Origin of the sequence: Enterococcus sp. AZ088 (genome assembly GCF_051714845.1) — a bacterium.
GTDB classification, from domain to species: Bacteria; Bacillota; Bacilli; order Lactobacillales; family Enterococcaceae; genus Enterococcus; species Enterococcus faecalis.
In genome coordinates this window covers 1,977,706-1,994,790 of the sequence record NZ_JBIOSQ010000001.1, presented here as the reverse complement: position 1 = coordinate 1,994,790, position 17,085 = coordinate 1,977,706, and the positions used below count along the sequence as shown (strand labels likewise).

The window sequence follows — 17,085 nt, the reverse complement described above, 5'->3', positions numbered from 1 at the left end:
TTGAAGGAAATTGATGGTAGGAGTGACGTTATGAAAAAGGTATTAGTTGCCAATCGTGGCGAAATTGCGATTCGAATTTTTAGAGCTTGTACAGAATTAGATATCCAGACAGTAGCGATTTATGCTGCAGAAGATGAGTATTCTGTTCATCGTTTCAAAGCAGATGAAGCGTATTTAGTTGGTAAAGGGAAAAAACCAATTGAAGCCTATTTAGACATTGAAAATATTATCCAAATTGCCAAAAAATCGGGAGCAGATGCCATTCATCCTGGTTATGGCTTTTTATCAGAGAACTTACGCTTCGCCGAACGTTGTGAAGAAGAAGGAATCATTTTTGTTGGACCTAAAACACATCATTTAGATATTTTTGGCGATAAAATTAAAGCGAAAGAAGCAGCTGTAGCTGCGGGGATTGCTTCGATTCCAGGCTCAGACGGGCCAGTAGCAACGGTGGAAGAGGTCGTAGCTTTTGGTGAAACGCATGGCTTTCCTATCATGATTAAAGCTGCTTTAGGTGGCGGCGGTCGCGGGATGCGGGTTGCCCACGATGCCAAAGAAGCACGAGAAGGTTACGAGAGAGCCAAAAGTGAAGCGAAAGCAGCCTTTGGTTCTGACGAGGTTTATGTTGAAAAGTATATTTCTAATCCTAAACATATCGAAGTACAAATTTTAGGCGATCATCATGGGAATGTCTTGCATTTATTTGAACGTGATTGTTCCGTTCAACGGCGCCACCAAAAAGTGGTAGAAGTCGCACCATGTGTATCAATGAATGAAGAACAACGAGCAGCCATTTGTTCGGCTGCTGTGCAGTTAATGGCGCATGTCGGCTACGTGAATGCGGGAACGGTTGAGTTTTTAGTAGAAGGGGATCAGTTTTATTTTATTGAAGTGAATCCTCGTGTTCAGGTAGAACATACTATCACAGAAATGATTACAGATATTGATATTGTGATCTCTCAATTACAAATTGCGCAAGGGCTTGATTTGCATAAAGATATGCATTTGCCAAAACAAAACGAATTGACATTAAAAGGCGCGGCTATTCAATGTCGGATTACGACTGAAGATCCCCTGAACCAATTTATGCCAGATACAGGGAAAATTGATACGTATCGTTCACCAGGTGGTTTTGGTGTGCGTTTAGATGTAGGAAATGCTTATTCTGGCTACGCTGTGACGCCTTACTTTGATTCTTTATTGGTTAAAGTCTGTACGCATGGTTTCTCTTTTGAACAGGCAATCAGTAAAATGCAACGCTGCTTAAAAGAATTTCGGATTCGTGGCGTGAAAACAAATATTCCGTTTTTACAAAATGTTGTGAGCTATCCAGCGTTTCAATCTGGCGAAGCCAAAACAACCTTTATTGATAATACACCTGAATTATTTGAATTTCCTCGTATGCGCGATCGTGGCAATAAAACGATGAAATACATTGGAGAAGTAACGGTCAATGGGTTCCCTGGCATTGAACGAACGGAGAAAAAATATTTTGAAGCCCCGCGCGTGCCGACAGATATTGAAGTTCCAGAAAAAGTGATCACAGCTAAAAATATTCTAGACGCTCAAGGAGCAACCGCCGTCATCGATTGGGTTAAGAATCAAGAAAGTGTGTTAATGACAGATACCACGTTCCGTGATGCGCACCAAAGTTTATTAGCTACTCGTGTGAGAACACAAGATTTTAAAGCAATTGCTGGTCTAACTGATGCAGCCCTGCCTGAGCTGTTTTCTAGTGAAATGTGGGGTGGCGCTACGTTCGATGTTGCCTATCGCTTCTTAACCGAAGACCCATGGCAACGTTTAAGAAAAATTCGTCAGTTGATGCCAAACACACTTTTACAAATGCTGTTCAGAGGATCTAATGCGGTAGGCTATCAAAATTATCCTGATAATGTTATTGAAGAATTTATTAAAGAATCCGCTCGCCAAGGAGTCGATGTTTTCCGAATTTTTGATAGCTTAAACTGGATTCCTCAAATGGAAAAAAGTATTCAAGTCGTTCGGGATACCGGAAAAATTGCGGAAGCAGCAATTTGTTATACTGGGGACATCAATGATCCAGCCCGAGCAAAATATAATGTTCAATATTACCTTGATATGGCTAAAGAATTGGAAAATTTAGGTGCACAAATCATTGCGATTAAAGATATGGCTGGCTTATTGAAACCACAAGCTGCTTATCGTTTAATTAGTGAATTAAAGGCAGCCACGGATTTACCAATTCATCTCCACACTCACGACACTAGTGGCAATGGGATCATCACATATTCAGCAGCTACTAAAGCGGGCGTTGATATTGTTGACGTCGCAATGAGTGCGATGAGTGGCGCAACTAGCCAGCCAAGTATGAACAGTCTATATTATGCTTTAGTCAATGGTGAACGGACGCCAACTATTAACATTGATAATGCACAGAAAATCAATCATTATTGGGAAGATGTGCGCATGTATTATCAACCATTTGAAAATGGGTTAAATGCCCCGCAAACAGAAGTCTATATGCATGAAATGCCTGGTGGGCAATACTCTAATCTACAGCAGCAAGCAAAAGCGGTAGGCTTAGGGCACCGTTGGGATGAAATCAAAAAAATATATCACACAGTGAATTTGATGTTTGGCGATATTGTAAAAGTGACGCCATCTTCAAAAGTCGTGGGAGACATGGCACTCTTCATGGTTCAAAATAATCTGACAGAACAAGATGTTTATGCGCGTGGTGAAGAACTAAGTTTTCCTGAATCAGTTGTGACTTTTTTCCAAGGTGATTTAGGTCAACCAGTTGGTGGGTTCCCGAAAGAGCTCCAACGAATTATTCTAAAAGGTCGACCAGCCTTCACAGAGCGGCCAGGTGACTTAGCAGCACCTGTTGATTTTGCGAAAGTACAAGAAGAATTAGCCGAAAAAATTGGGTATCAACCTAAATTGGAAGAAGTTTTAAGTTATTTAATGTATCCACAAGTATTTTTAGAGTATCGTCAAAAATACGAAACCTTTGGAGATATAACCTTATTAGATACGCCAACATTCTTTAATGGTATTCGTCAAGGAGAGACATTGGAAGTTCAAATTGAACGAGGAAAAACGTTAATTATTCGTTTAGATGAAATTGGCGAACCTGATATTGACGGAAACCGTGTCTTGTTCTTCAATTTGAATGGGCAACGTCGTGAGGTTTTAGTTAAAGATGCCTCTATTAAGTCAGCTGTTCAAGTTAAACAAAAGGCGGAACCAACTAATAAAGAACAAATCGGCGCAACGATGTCTGGTTCTGTTCTACAAGTATTGGTCAAACGTGGCGATAAAGTAGAAAAAGGTCAGCCGTTGCTGATTACAGAAGCCATGAAAATGGAAACGACTATCGAAGCACGTTTTGCGGGCACGGTAGATCACATTTATGTTGAAGAAGGCGAAGCAATCAGCTCAGGTGATTTGTTATTAGAAGTGAAAGAAAAATAAGATGAGAGGGGAAAAAATGAAGCGATTTTGGGCCTTTACTGCTGTTTTTTTAACAGTTCTACTCATCGGATATTTAGAGCCAGTTTTTTTCCCTGCTGAAAAACCAACCGAAACAGCTCAAAGTGGGCGCTTACCCAGCGCTCACACCGCTGTTCCTCATGAAGAATTGCCAGCTTCTGGCTACGCAGCATACATAGGGAAAGATGTGGAAACCTTTATCCGCCAGTTTGGCAATCCTAAAGAAAAAATTAAAACAGGTCGTACGTATGAATTATGGACGTTCGGTTTGACGATGAATGATTACTTAGAAGTCAACGTTCGAGAAAATAAAGTCATCGCAATTAAGGCCTTTAACAATGACAAAATGATAGAACCGTTTAAAATAGATATGAAGCTTGCTGACTTGTCTGATTTAATGACGATTTATTCGAATTTTGCATTTAATTTTCATCATGAAGCTTACGATGTCGAGCTGATGGAAGAAGATATGAACTATCGACCACTGGTTGCTTTTGATAATGGCAGTTTTGCAGTGTTATTTTTTAATCAGCGGACAGGCGGTTTAATGGCAGTTAATTATGTCAATAAAGAAACGTTGCTCACGGAAATGCCGTATCAATTAAATGAAGGTTCTCCTTTGCCAGTTGATATAACACAGTCAATGACCTTCGATCCTGTTCAAAGTAACCAAGCGATTTATGTCATGAATCTGGTTAAACAGCAAGAAAATCAAGCTGCTTTTTCAGTTTCCACACAAAGTCAAAAAGATGCCCAAACATTGTATCAAACGCTGGCCAACCATACACCAACAGTTTTGTCAGCAAATCGACAAGCAGAATTGTTACAAACAAGAGAGGAACATACGGCTATTCATCCCTTTCAGTTGACTAAGGACGAATTTTCTTTATTAGTTAAAACGAGCAAACTTTCGTTGAGAGAACCAGCAGGTATTTTCCAAGAACCTGTTTATGATAGTACCTTTACTATTTTGTCATGGTTTTCGGACCCGCAATATGATAGCTATTTTGCTGAGTCAGAAACGACAGAATTGGGCGTTGCCTTTTCCAATGAAGGTGTGTTAGTCTTATTAGAGAAACGACCAGAAAATAGGCAAATCACGGAGAGTAGTGAAAAGTTATGATTGTGACAGAACATTTATTTGCAATTGAAGATCAAACAGAATGTTTAATTTCAGCACTTTTAGAAAGTGATGCTGTTCAAAACTATAAAGAAACAAAAAAAGCTATGTATGCTTCGGCGGAAGTTGCTCAGTTACAAAAAGCATTTTTAGAAGCTAAGTCAGCCTTTGAACGAGTAGAGGCTTATGGAATTCATGCACCCGATTTTCGGGAGAAACAGCGAGCCCTACGTAAAGCGAAGCGGGCGCTTGATTTAAATGAAATCGTTGCAAATTATCGTTTTGCTGAGACAAACGTTCAAACGTTGCTAGATACAATTGGTTTAAAGATTGCGCAACTAATTTCTGAAGATATTAAAGTAGATGCTGGAAATCCTTTCTTTGAACGAGGAAAGAAACATTCAGGTTGTGGAGGAAGCTGCCATGCAAGCTAAAGAAGAAAAAGAATTTACGCTTCAAGAGCGTCGTTGCCTAATTGTTTGGGTATACACATTAAAACCGTTAAAACAGTTACGCCGATATGGACTGATTCACTATGTTTCACGAAAAATGAAATATGTGGTGATTTACATGAATGAAGAAAATATTGAAAGTAACATGGAAAAAATTAATCAGTTACATTTTGTTCGTAGCGTCGATAAATCGTATCGACCAGATGTCGAAATGAATTTTGCTGAAAAAATTGGTACCAAAGCGGCTTATCAAGAACAAGAAGACGATGGCTATGTAGTAGAGGAATTATCTACAGAGATTCGCTTAGCAGAGAATGTCTGATGTAAAAGAGTGAGAAATGTTATGAGAAATTTCAAACATTTTTCACTCTTTTTGTTATAATGAATTATAAAAGAATGATTGATAAAGGAGTCGAAACAATGCGTGTTATTTCTGGAGAATATGGTGGCCGGCGCTTGAAAGCGTTAGATGGCGACAATACTAGGCCCACAACAGATAAAGTAAAAGAATCTATTTTTAATATGATTGGTCCATATTTCGATGGTGGAATGGCGCTGGATTTATATTCAGGAAGTGGCGGGTTAGCGATTGAAGCCGTTTCTCGTGGAATGGACAAAAGTATTTGTATTGAAAAGAATTTTGCTGCACTAAAAGTAATTAAAGAAAATATTGCGATTACAAAAGAACCAGAAAAATTTGAAGTTAGAAAAATGGATGCTAATCGTGCCTTAGAACAGTTTTATGAAGAGAAGCTACAGTTTGATTTGGTCTTATTGGATCCGCCCTATGCCAAACAAGAAATTGTTTCACAATTAGAAAAGATGTTAGAACGGCAGTTATTAACAAACGAAGCCGTTATCGTTTGTGAAACAGATAAAACTGTCAAATTACCGGAAACGATTGGTACACTAGAAAAAACAAGAGAAACCGTTTACGGAATCACTCAAGTAACGATTTATCGTCAGGAGGCGTAAGATGCGTAAAATTGCTCTATTTCCCGGAAGTTTTGATCCGATGACAAATGGTCATTTAAATTTGATTGAACGCAGTGCGAAGTTATTTGACGAAGTCATTATTGGCGTTTTTATAAATACAAGTAAGCAAACATTATTTACGCCAGAAGAGAAAAAATATTTAATTGAAGAAGCAACTAAAGAAATGCCAAATGTGCGTGTTATCATGCAAGAAACCCAGTTAACTGTGGAAAGTGCAAAATCATTAGGGGCTAATTTTTTGATTCGTGGCATTAGAAACGTCAAAGACTACGAGTACGAGAAAGACATTGCTAAAATGAATCAACATCTGGCGCCAGAAATTGAAACGGTTTTTCTATTAGCAGAAGAACCATATGCACATGTAAGCTCCAGTTTACTAAAAGAAGTTTTACGTTTTGGAGGCGATGTGTCTGACTATCTTCCTCCCAATATTTATCATGCGTTAAAACAAAAGAAGAATGACTGGAGCTAAAATAATGAATAAAAAAACAGAAAAATTTTCGTTTAAATCACTCATTCCAATGGTATTGGCATTGCTGCTAATTGGTTTGTTTATCGTCCCAATTCCTTATTATATTGAAGGACCAGGAACGACAGAAAATTTAAAAGAGTTTGTAACTGTTGATGGAAAAAAAGATACGCAGTCAGGTGCTTTTTATTTAACAACGGTGGGCATTCGTTCGGCCACTATTTTTTCTGCCATAAAAGCAAACTTTTCGGATTTTCAAGAAGTCATGTCCAAAAAAGAATTAATGGGAGATAGTAGTAATAGCGAATATAATCGAATTCAACAATACTATATGGATTCCTCAAAAAACGCCGCAATTGAGCAAGCCTTAAAATTAGCGAAGGTTCCATATGAGATGAAATTTAAAGGCGTCTATGTGTTAGCGATGGAAGACAACTCAAGTTTTAAAGGAAAAATTGAAGTTGGCGATACCGTGACAGGCGTGGATGGTAAATCTTTTAAAAGCAGTGAAGAATTAATGAATTACATTAAAGCACAAAAAGTGAATCAAAAAGTCACTGTTCAATTTATTCAAGATGGCAAAGCAAAAGAAGCGACCGGCAAATTAATTGAATTGCCAACAGATAAAAAAGCGGGGATTGGTATTGGTTTGACCGATCATACAGAAATTGATTCTTCTATCCCAGTATCTATTGAAGCGGGTGATATTGGTGGGCCATCGGCTGGGTTAATGTTTACTTTGCAGACCTATGAACAATTAAGTCATAAAGATTTACGTAAAGGTCATGAAATTGCTGGAACAGGTACGATGAACAGTCAAGGAATCGTTGGTAGAATCGGTGGTATTGACAAAAAAGTTGTAACAGCCAGTGAGAACGGTGCAGAAATTTTCTTTGCACCCGATGATGAAATAACTTCAGAAATGAAAAAAGTTGAACCGAAAATCAAATCGAATTATCAAGAAGCACAAGAAGCTGCGAAAAAAATTGGGACAAAAATGAAAATTGTCCCAGTAAAAACGGTTCAAGATGCCTTGAACTATCTAGAAAAATTAAAATAAAAGTGTGCCTGGGCCAAAAATTACTAGTGATTTTTGGTCCAGGCGCATTTTTTTGTTAAAAAATGCGTAATTATATTTTGAAGGGAGGACAAACGATGGATTGGTTGAAACAGTTACCCAAAAAGTGGCTATTGCTAGGTAGTGGCGCGTCTATAGTTATTTTGATAACTCTATTAGTGGGCATTTATTTGATGGTTAATAAGGAGCCACGAGTAGACACCACAATGTGGGAGGAGACAAGTCTGACCACTACGGCAGAGGCCACCACAGATGCCACAAAAGAAAGGGCAGAAACAATGATCTATGTTGATATTAAAGGCGCAGTGAAAGTACCAGGAATCTACCAACTAAAAAATCAGCAGCGGATTTGGGATGCTTTAGCTTTAGCTGGAGGCGTGAGCGAGGAAGCTGATACTGCCCAGGTCAATTACGCTCAAAAAGTAAAAGATCAAATGATTATTTACGTGCCCAAAAAAGGAGAACCAGTGGCACAGTCATTAGAAACGCTGCAGGAATCAGCATCTGCTCAGCAAAATCAGGAGGAAAAGATCAACCTTAATACGGCAACAGAAGCAGAGCTACAAACGATTTCAGGAATCGGTGCGAAAAAAGCACAAGAGATTATTCGATTTCGTAACGAACAAGGACCGTTTAAAACCGTCGAGGAACTGAAAAATGTTCCCGGTATTGGAGAGAAAACAGTAGATCGTTTAAAAGACATGTTGACAGTGACTGGCTAACTTTTAACAGAAAATTCCTGAGAATTCTTGACTATGGGATGCGGATAACATACTATTTGTAATAAGATTAAATGATTTGGCAAATCGAACACAGGAGTCATTAAAAATAAAGGAGGTTTATTATGGAACGAATTCCATGGGACCAATATTTTATGGGACAAAGCGTCTTATTATCATTAAGAAGTACTTGCACACGGTTAACTGTCGGAGCAACCATTGTTCGCGACAAACGAATTATTGCAGGAGGTTACAATGGTTCAGTCAGTGGCGGAACGCATTGTATTGATGAAGGATGCTATGTTGTTGATAATCATTGCGTTCGAACAATCCACGCAGAAATGAATGCAATTTTACAATGTGCGAAGTTTGGCGTCCCTACAGAAGGGGCAGAAATTTATGTGACACATTTCCCGTGCCTGCAATGTACAAAGATGATTTTACAAGCAGGGATTAAAAAGATTTATTATTTAAAGGATTACCGTAATGATGAGTATGCCCTAAATTTAATTGAACAAGTAGGTGCCACGGTTGAAAAAGTGACTTTAGTACCAAAATATTTTGCCGAATTACAATGGGGAGAAGAATTTGCCACACTTGAGGACAATCCTTCCTCAGCTGAGGAATAATTGGTTCTTCATAGCTCTGCTGACTAGTTGTGGGCTGTGGTGTTTTTTCGCACCTAGTCTATTAGGAGCTCTTCTTCTTTCTATCACTGTTATCCGTATTGTCTGTACAAAAAGTTTTCCTGTTATATTGGGAGGTTTTTTGTGCAGTTTTTTAATAGTAGGGGGCATATTGATTTTCCAGTGGTTAAAGCCAGTCTCTTTGTTGCCTAAAGAAGTCCGCTTGTCAGGACAGCTAACGATATTGCCAGATGAAATACAAGTCGATGGTGATCAAGTAAAATTTCCTGCCAATTGGATCGTAAAAGGCAAAAGGCAGAAAGTGATGGTATTTTATCAATTAAAAAGTGTGAAAGAAAAACAGCAATGGCAACAACTAACCACAACCATTCAGGCAACCGCTGTAGGTATTTTAGACTCGCCCCAAGGTCAAACCAACAAAAATGGCTTCAATTATCAACTATTTTTAAAGAATCAAGGAATCGAAGCTATTTTATTCATTGAGGAGATAGGACAACAGCGTTCCTTTTTTTCTTGGCGGTTTAAAGAAATCATTAGCGGCTGGCGGAAGTGGGCGATGGTACATATTCAGAAAAATTTTGCTGAGACTAGTGCAATGTATATGAATGCGTTGCTCTTAGGTTTTCGTAATGAAGAATTTGCTGAAATAAGCGATAAATTTTCAGCATTAGGCATTTTGCATCTTTTTAGTTTGTCAGGGATGCATGTTTCTTTTTTCCTTCGTTTATTTCGCTTGCTAATGCTAAGAATTGCTCGCCGAACGCAAGAAAGTTATTTTTTGTGGCAATGCGCTTTTTCACTGATATATGCTGGTTTAACAGGATTCTCAGTCAGTGTCATGCGGGCGCTTTTACAAACAAACCTCAATACGTTCAATCGACGGTTTAATTGGCAGGTTCCGGCCCTCGATTGTTGGAGTTTAACTCTCTTAGTGCACTTGATTGTTCAGCCAACCCTCTTTTTATCAGTCGGTGGACAATTTAGTTACTTACTTTCCTTTGTTCTGCTGTTTTTAGAGCAAACATTGTTCGGTTATTCTTCGCCTTTCATTAAAAATTGTGTAGGCTCTTTCCTATTGGCTGTGGCTTCCTTACCTATTTTAGTCCAATCATTTTATGAATGGCCCTTGTTAGGAAGTTTCTTAACATTTCTCTTGTTACCAATTTTTGAACGGTTCTTGTTACCGCTTTTGACGTTGAGCTTTTTTCTAGTGATTATTATGCCAGCACGTTATTTAGCAGCCTTGCTCGAACCACTATTTTTAACAATGAATGGCTTATTTGAGTGGGTGCTAGTTCACTTAAATCCGAAGCTGACCATCGGCTATTTAAATTCTTGGATACAAATTAGTTTGTTATTACTAATCGGACTTTCAATGATTTATTTAGCAGACAAGTCTAAAAAAATTTTTTTCTCAATCGGACTACTAATTGTTTTGATAAATAGTAAATACCTTTCGCCAATTGGCATTGTTGCAATGATCGATGTAGGCCAAGGGGATAGTTTGTTTATCCAAGCGCCTTTTCACAGAAAAAATACACTGATCGATACAGGTGGTCGGTTGTCTTTTGACAAAGAAGCTTGGCGGCAACGGAAAAATAGTCGATCAGGAGCGGAATATTCAGTGATTCCTTTTCTCAAAAGTCAAGGAGTCAAACGTTTAGATGAAGTGATCATCACACACGCACATGAAGACCATTTTGGCGATTTATTAGCCATTGCGCAGAAGGTTCCAATTTCTGTTCTTTATTTCCCTAAAGGAGCAGCTGAAGCCAATTTTTCGTTTCGCCAAGTCTTGAAACAACTCCAAAAAAGCGGAACAGACTGTCGGCCAATTTTAGCGCCCAAGCGAATTAATGGGCCCATTTCTCTTCAAATTTTATCGCCCAATAAGAGCAGTATTGGGGGCAATAATGACTCGATAGTGTTTTCCACACAATTAGGCGGACGGCATTTTTTATTTACTGGTGACTTGGAAGCCGAAGGAGAAGAACAAGTGTTGGCTCGCTATCCCCAGTTGAAAATCGACATCTTGAAAGTCGGTCATCATGGTAGTAAAACGTCGTCTACTAAAAGATTTATCAAACAGCTTAATCCGCGAGAAGCATTGATTTCAGCTGGACTGAATAATCGTTTTAAACATCCTCATCAGGAGACATTAGCGACGCTGGAGGAGCAAAAAATAAATTATTATCGGACCGATCTTCAAGGAATGATTTATTATCAATGGTTACCCTGGCAAGGGCTTTCTAAAGCCAAATTTGTTAAAGAACAAGACTAGTATTTCCAGAAGTAACATGATAGGATAAACAAGAGAAACGAGAAAAGGAGCGAGCCAATGGAGTTACAAAAAGCTTTGAAAGAAGTGCGAGAGCAAAAAATCGCTCCAGTTTATTTATTAATAGGAACAGAACTTTATTTAACTGAATTATTTAAAACAACATTGATGAAAGAATTGTTGACGGAAGAGGATGATCAATTTAACTTTTTCTCATTTGATATGGAGGAAACACCTTTAAGTGCAGCGATTGCTGAAGCGGAAACAATTCCGTTTTTTGGTGATTACCGCCTTGTCTTTGTGGAAAATCCTTACTTTTTAACTGCCGAAAGAAAAACAAACGGTGTGGAACATGATGTCAATCTTTTATTGAATTATTTGGAAAGTCCATCACCAACAACTGTTCTTGTTTTTATGGCCTCATATGAAAAATTAGATGAACGCAAAAAAGTTACCAAAGCATTGAAAAAAAATGCCACAGTGGTTGACGTCAATCCAATGGATGAAAAGGCTATTCGTCAGTACATTTCTCAAACGATTGAGAGTGAAGGGTACACTATTCGCTCCGATGCTTTTGATTTATTACTTCAATTGACAGACTTGAACTTATCAAAAATTATGGGAGAATTACAGAAGCTGTATTTATATGCCCTTGAAACGAAGATAATTACACGAGGTGCGGTTCAAGAATTAGTCCCTAAGTCTTTGGAACATAATGTTTTTGACTTAACCAACGAAGTACTTTCTGGAAACAGTGAAAAAGCTGTTCAATTGTATGAAGATTTACTTTTACAAGGAGAAGAAACCATTAAGTTAAATGCAATCTTATTGAATCAGATTCGCCTTTTTCTACAAACAAAAATTTTGGCTAAGATGGGCTATCAACAAGCGAATATTGCTGATACATTAAAGGTTCATCCTTATCGAGTCAAGTTAGCGTTACAACAAGTCCGACGATTTGAATTGTCTCGATTAGAAAGACTTTATGATGAATTAGTTGAAAATGATTACCGCATGAAAACAGGACAAATGGATAAAGAATTGCTGTTCCAATTATTTATTTTAAAATTGACTGCGAAAGCAAACTAAGAAAGTGCCAGAGGCAATCGTTGTATGACGATTGTCTCTGGCACTTTCTTATTATTTAGCTCCTAATAGTTCTTCTTTTCCGTGAACAAGCTGTGTCAACATGGCACAGAAAGGTGTTGCTACGTTGTATTTTTGTCCTTTGCGCCAAACGGCACCATTAATGTAATCAATTTCTGTGAGACGATGATTTTTAATTAAATCTTGATACATAGACGGATAGTGCAAGCCAATACCGTTTGGATCATAAGTTTGAGCAATATGTGTATAGACTTCTGCTTGATCTAAATGAATGGCTTCTTTTTCTGCGACTGCTGCAAATTCACTGATTAATGTTTTAACAAGGGATTCACTAACAGGTAATGCACCAAATTCGGCAATATTACAATCAAGGATTGTACACAAACCATTTAGCGTGCCATTGACACAGGCTTTCCGCCAAATAGAGTAGCGAACATTGCTACTATAGCTTGGATTTAAACCAGCTTGTTGGAAGACATCAACGACTTCTAAAGCAAATTCTTTACCAGAAGGATCAATATTTTCTAATTCAATTTCGCCATCACCTAAAAGTTTAACACGTCCCGGTCCTTCTAAACCAGCTGTCCACATGGTAATGCCAACCAAGATGTTTTCTTTTGGTACATATTTTTCTAGTACATCTTCATGACCTAAGCCATTTAATAAACATAGTACATACGTTTTTTCAGTAATCATTGGTTGAATCGCTTTAAACATTGCATCTAATTGTTGTGCTTTGGTTAAAGCAATAATTAAATCTACTTGTTCATTTTGATGGTCAATTTCTTCTGGTGAGAAGATTGGTAGTTTTGCGACAACTTCTTCTCCATTAAAATCAGCGATTAAACCATGTTCACGAATGGCTTCAATGTGCGCGGGCCATTGATCGATTAAAGTTACATCATTTCCGCCTTGATGCAACATAATTCCTAAACGGCTGCCCATAGCGCCGGCACCAGCAATTGCAATTTTCATGTGTATCCATCTCCTTAAAAGTTCTTTAACCGTTATTATTATACAGCAACTTTCCTAAAAATGAATAAATGGGACTTGCAAATTTGTTATTTTTTAAATGTTTCCTAAAAAGTAAGGATTGCATCAAATGGTAAAGTAAGCTAAAGTAAAGCGTGGAAAAGTTTATAAATGAAAGTAGAGGAATCGTTAATGACGAAAGAAAAATTTTGTCGAGAATCACGAGTGATTCAAACACATCGTGTATTTCCCTTTGATTTAAATCCCTTTGGTGCACTATTTGGTGGGAAATTAATGTCTTTAATTGATGACGCCGCATCCATTTCCGTTTCACGACATTGTCGGAGAGGGGCAGTTACAGCATCTTTAGATAACTTGAATTTTTTAAAACCTTTAAAAGAAAATCACTCAGTGTGTGTTGAAACGTTTGTTTCTGGTGTGCATCATAAATCGATGGAAGTATTTGTTAAAGTTGTAGGAGAAGATTTAACAACTGGAGAGCGTTATTTAGCGGCGACTTGTTTTACAACTTTTGTAGCCATTCCGTCTCATATGAATCCCGAAAGTGACTTCCAATTAGCGGCAGTCGTCCCAGAAACTGCAGAAGAAAAGTTGATTTGTTCCAATTATGAAACGAGAAGACAACAACGTTTAGCTTTGCGAGAAGAGACTAAATTATTTAGTCAACATCTCACAACAGATTTACCGTGGATTGATTCACCTTTATAAAAAAATGTCCGAGTCTTTGTGAAAACAGACTTGGACATTTTTTGATGAAAAAAGAAGCTAACATGAATGCTAACTTCTATCTCACATTATTTAGCTAATTTGCTTAAACGAATTTTATCGCGGTTAGCTTTGTTTTTATGGATTAAACCTTTAGTTGCAGCCATATCAACAGCTTTAACAGCTTCGTTGTATAAAGCATCGACGTTATCAGCTCCAGCAGCTACAGCTTCTTCAAATTTCTTGATTGCTGTACGCATTGCGTTTGTTTGAGATGAATTTTTCGCATTCGCGTTAGCACTTGTACGTACGCGTTTGATTGCAGATTCGATATTTGGCATTTGTTTCACCTCCGATGATTTAGGTTTTACACTGGTCAGCCAATGTAATTCAACAGTAATCATTATACCTAATCCATTGTTCCATTGCAATAAAAGACGACAAGTTTTTTTCCTTAACAGACAATTTCAAGAAAAAAATAAGAAAATTTGCCAGAGCCTTAAGAAAAAAGCATACATTTTTTTTAAAACATGCTATGATAAAATAGATAAATGAAAAATGGTGGTGTCTTTGTGAGTATTGCATTATTGGTAACGATTACTTTGGTAATGGGTGTAATTTTTGTTAACGGTTGGACGGATGCGCCGAACGCAATTGCAACCGCTGTCTCGACTCGGGTGTTAAAACCGAATGTCGCAATTTGGATGGCTGTTGTGATGAACTTTTTAGGTGCATTAGTCATGACCTTTTTTAATGCCCAAGTAGCTGAAACGATTAGCAACATTGTTAGTTTTGACGCAAATGGAAACGCTTCACAGGTGGCTTTGGCTGCTTCGCTTTTTTCAATTGTGGTTTGGGCAGTTGCTGCGTGGTATTTTGGTATTCCCACAAGTGAAAGCCATGCGTTAATTGCCGGCTTGACTGGTTCGGCAATGGCATTAGGTGGTTTGGGTGCAGTCAATGGCTCGGAATGGATCAAAGTGCTTGTTGGTCTAGTTGTTTCTACCGTTATGGGCTTTGGCGGCGGTTATTTGATTGCCAAACTTGTTGTGAAAGCTTTCTCGGCTGTGCCTAGAAGAAAAGCCAACAAATTTTTTACAGTTGGACAAGCCTTTGGTGCAGGAGCTAATGCTTTTTTACATGGTGCGCAAGATGGGCAAAAATTTATGGGCGTGTTCATGTTAGTGCTTTTTTATAATAATTTAGTCGAAAAAACAGGTGGCGGTTTTGTGATTCCGTTATGGGTTATGGTTCTGTGTTCCATTACAATGGGCATTGGAACTTCTGTGGGCGGCATGAGAATCATTAAATCAGTCGGGATGGATATGGTAAAACTTGAACGCTATCAAGGCTTCACTGCAGATTTAAGCACGGCTATTTGTTTATTTTTAGCATCGGCTTTTGGGATTCCAGTTTCAACTACTCATACAAAAACAACAGCGATTATGGGAGTAGGTGCTTCTAAGCGAATCTCAAGTGTTGACTGGCGTATCGTGAAAGAAATGCTGATAGCATGGATTTTAACTTTCCCAGGATGTGGGCTGATCGCTTATGTGATGTCAAAATTATTTATTGCAATTTTTTAAGGAGAGAAAAACATGGCACGTAAAAAACAATTTGATTATTTTGGAGAATTAAACCAGTTAGCAACAAATGCTTATGAAGCGGCAAAGGTTTTGCAAGAAATTGTAGACAATTATTCATTAGAAAACTTAGTAAAAAAATCAGAAGCGATTCATCAATTGGAAAAAGAGAATGATGAAATTGTTCGCAAAATTTTAAATGAACTCTATATTTCCTTTATTACGCCGATTGATCGAGAAGATATTGTCGATATTACGGATCACTTAGATAACATTATCGATAGCATTAATAGTTTGTCTTATTTACTTGATCATTTAGTTGTCGAAGAAATGATTGCGCCTGCGCTAGAATTAACTGCTTATATTGTTAAAGCGACAGAAGGCGTTAAATCAGCAACGAAGGAATTTGCAAAATTTAAGAATTCCAAAACGTTAGTTTCATTGATTGATGAAGTGAATACGATTGAATCTCAAGGCGATAAATTATACAGTAGCGCCATGAAAGATTTGATGACTAACGAAAAAGATTTATTAAAAGTTATCAAGTGGAAAGATGTTTATGATCAGCTTGAGCGCACGATTAATGATTGTGAATCAGCTGTTAATATTATTGTCGGAATTGTCATCAAAAATACGTAAAGAAAAGAGGGGGAGCTGTTGGTTAAAGTAATTATTGATGCTGATGATTTTGGGATGTCAGAAGCGATTAATCATGGCATTATCAAAAGTTATGTCGATGGTTTAACGACGTCGACACTTTTGATGCCCAATTTACCAACAGCAGAACACGCCGTTGCGTTAGCAAAAAATTATCCAGGCTTATTTGTAGGTCAGCATACGAATTTTTTATTAGGGAAACCTTGTGCGGACCCATGTATGATTCCTTCACTGGTAGATGAACAAGGCAATTTTCATCGCTCTTCTTATTATCGTCAACAAAAACAAGTAACCTTCGTATATGAAGAAGTACGACTTGAAACGATTGCGCAATTGACGCGCTTTAAGGAACTAACTGGACATTATCCTGAACATTTTGATTGCCATTCGATTGGTGATGAAGTGGTTGATCAAGTATTTTTAGAATTAGCAGAAGAGTACGGACTTCATACAACCCTGAAATATAGTGGGGAAAAAGAATATCCACCGCAACAAGGTTATTTCCAGGTGACACATTTGTTAGAGTCTGGGGCGTTATCTTATATTCACGAAGGCGTATCAGTGGAGAATTTTTTAAAAGATGACTTTGGTTTATTACGGATGCCGGAATCGGCAATTGCTGAGATGCATTTTGATGTTGGGTATTTGGATCAATTTGTGTTAGACAATTCTTCTTATACCACTTTACGCTGTAAAGAATTAGCAACGATTTGTGATCCTTGTGTTCGTCAGTGGTTTGAAGAACAGGGGATTGAGCGAATAACGTTTGGCGATTTAAAAAAATAAAACCGTTGCTTTCACTGT

General features: G+C 37.9%; 17 protein-coding genes. 15 read left to right on the top strand and 2 right to left on the bottom strand.

All coding sequences use genetic code 11. From position 1 onward, the window contains the following. Nucleotides 1-30 precede the first annotated feature (30 nt). The 11 genes from IGL17_RS09615 (at nt 31) to holA (ending at nt 12,325) form a co-directional block, all read left to right on the top strand. Nucleotides 31-3,459 carry a pyruvate carboxylase gene (locus tag IGL17_RS09615; RefSeq protein ID WP_025193359.1) on the top strand — a complete coding sequence of 1,143 codons (3,429 nt, stop codon included), beginning with the start codon at nt 31-33 and terminating at the stop codon, nt 3,457-3,459. A gap of 16 nt (nt 3,460-3,475) precedes the next feature. Further along, nucleotides 3,476-4,600, top strand: coding sequence for a CAP-associated domain-containing protein (locus IGL17_RS09610; protein ID WP_078126813.1), 1,125 nt, complete (start codon nt 3,476-3,478; stop codon nt 4,598-4,600). Continuing rightward, entirely contained in the window at nt 4,597-5,031 is a 435-nt protein-coding gene (locus IGL17_RS09605; protein ID WP_002356689.1) for a YlbF family regulator, read from the top strand. The genes IGL17_RS09610 and IGL17_RS09605 overlap by 4 nt, the downstream gene beginning before the upstream one ends. After that, on the top strand, nt 5,021-5,371 hold the full coding sequence (locus tag IGL17_RS09600; RefSeq protein ID WP_002359714.1) for a YlbG family protein: 351 nt from the start codon (nt 5,021-5,023) through the stop codon (nt 5,369-5,371). Before IGL17_RS09605 ends, IGL17_RS09600 begins: the two co-directional genes overlap by 11 nt. 59 nt (nt 5,372-5,430) lie before the next feature. After that, entirely contained in the window at nt 5,431-6,024 is a 594-nt protein-coding gene (gene rsmD / locus IGL17_RS09595; RefSeq protein ID WP_002414371.1) for a 16S rRNA (guanine(966)-N(2))-methyltransferase RsmD, read from the top strand. 1 nt (nt 6,025) lies between these two features. After that, complete coding sequence (gene coaD / locus IGL17_RS09590; protein WP_002356693.1) at nt 6,026-6,517, top strand: pantetheine-phosphate adenylyltransferase; 492 nt, start codon at nt 6,026-6,028, stop codon at nt 6,515-6,517. Continuing rightward, the gene (locus IGL17_RS09585; protein WP_002382735.1) at nt 6,504-7,574 is read left to right on the top strand and encodes a SepM family pheromone-processing serine protease; all 1,071 of its coding nucleotides are present in this window, start codon (nt 6,504-6,506) and stop codon (nt 7,572-7,574) included. Before coaD ends, IGL17_RS09585 begins: the two co-directional genes overlap by 14 nt. Before the next feature lie 62 nt (nt 7,575-7,636). Beyond that, entirely contained in the window at nt 7,637-8,314 is a 678-nt protein-coding gene (locus IGL17_RS09580; protein ID WP_016618281.1) for a helix-hairpin-helix domain-containing protein, read from the top strand. A gap of 122 nt (nt 8,315-8,436) precedes the next feature. Continuing rightward, nucleotides 8,437-8,940, top strand: coding sequence for a ComE operon protein 2 (locus tag IGL17_RS09575; RefSeq protein WP_002395327.1), 504 nt, complete (start codon nt 8,437-8,439; stop codon nt 8,938-8,940). A 34-nt stretch (nt 8,941-8,974) separates the two neighbouring features. Then, the gene (locus IGL17_RS09570) at nt 8,975-11,239 is read left to right on the top strand and encodes a DNA internalization-related competence protein ComEC/Rec2 (protein ID WP_181038356.1); all 2,265 of its coding nucleotides are present in this window, start codon (nt 8,975-8,977) and stop codon (nt 11,237-11,239) included. 57 nt (nt 11,240-11,296) lie between these two features. After that, nucleotides 11,297-12,325, top strand: coding sequence for a DNA polymerase III subunit delta (holA, locus tag IGL17_RS09565; RefSeq protein ID WP_016618279.1), 1,029 nt, complete (start codon nt 11,297-11,299; stop codon nt 12,323-12,325). Nucleotides 12,326-12,376: 51 nt separating this feature from the next. Here the strand turns inward: holA and IGL17_RS09560 are convergent, their stop codons facing one another. Continuing rightward, entirely contained in the window at nt 12,377-13,318 is a 942-nt protein-coding gene (locus IGL17_RS09560; protein ID WP_002382740.1) for a 2-dehydropantoate 2-reductase, read from the bottom strand. A 168-nt stretch (nt 13,319-13,486) separates the two neighbouring features. Here IGL17_RS09560 and IGL17_RS09555 point away from each other — a divergent pair, with 168 nt between their 5' ends. Continuing rightward, on the top strand, nt 13,487-14,044 hold the full coding sequence (locus IGL17_RS09555; protein ID WP_002382741.1) for an acyl-CoA thioesterase: 558 nt from the start codon (nt 13,487-13,489) through the stop codon (nt 14,042-14,044). Nucleotides 14,045-14,130: 86 nt separating this feature from the next. Here IGL17_RS09555 and rpsT read toward each other — a convergent pair whose 3' ends face one another. Continuing rightward, nucleotides 14,131-14,382, bottom strand: a complete 252-nt coding sequence (rpsT, locus tag IGL17_RS09550) for a 30S ribosomal protein S20 (RefSeq protein ID WP_002356703.1) — start codon at nt 14,380-14,382, stop codon at nt 14,131-14,133. Nucleotides 14,383-14,592: 210 nt separating this feature from the next. On the opposite strand from rpsT, the gene IGL17_RS09545 reads away from it, so the two are divergent. From IGL17_RS09545 to IGL17_RS09535, 3 genes are read left to right on the top strand one after another with little or no spacing between them, the layout of a single operon-like run. Beyond that, complete coding sequence (locus IGL17_RS09545) at nt 14,593-15,627, top strand: inorganic phosphate transporter (protein ID WP_002356704.1); 1,035 nt, start codon at nt 14,593-14,595, stop codon at nt 15,625-15,627. A gap of 12 nt (nt 15,628-15,639) precedes the next feature. After that, a complete protein-coding gene (locus tag IGL17_RS09540; RefSeq protein ID WP_002356705.1) occupies nt 15,640-16,263 on the top strand; it encodes a DUF47 domain-containing protein in 624 nt (207 codons plus the stop codon). An 18-nt stretch (nt 16,264-16,281) separates the two neighbouring features. Then, nucleotides 16,282-17,067 (top strand): ChbG/HpnK family deacetylase, encoded by a 786-nt coding sequence (locus IGL17_RS09535; RefSeq protein WP_010713209.1) that lies wholly within the window; start codon nt 16,282-16,284, stop codon nt 17,065-17,067. The last annotated feature ends 18 nt before the right edge of the window (nt 17,068-17,085 follow it).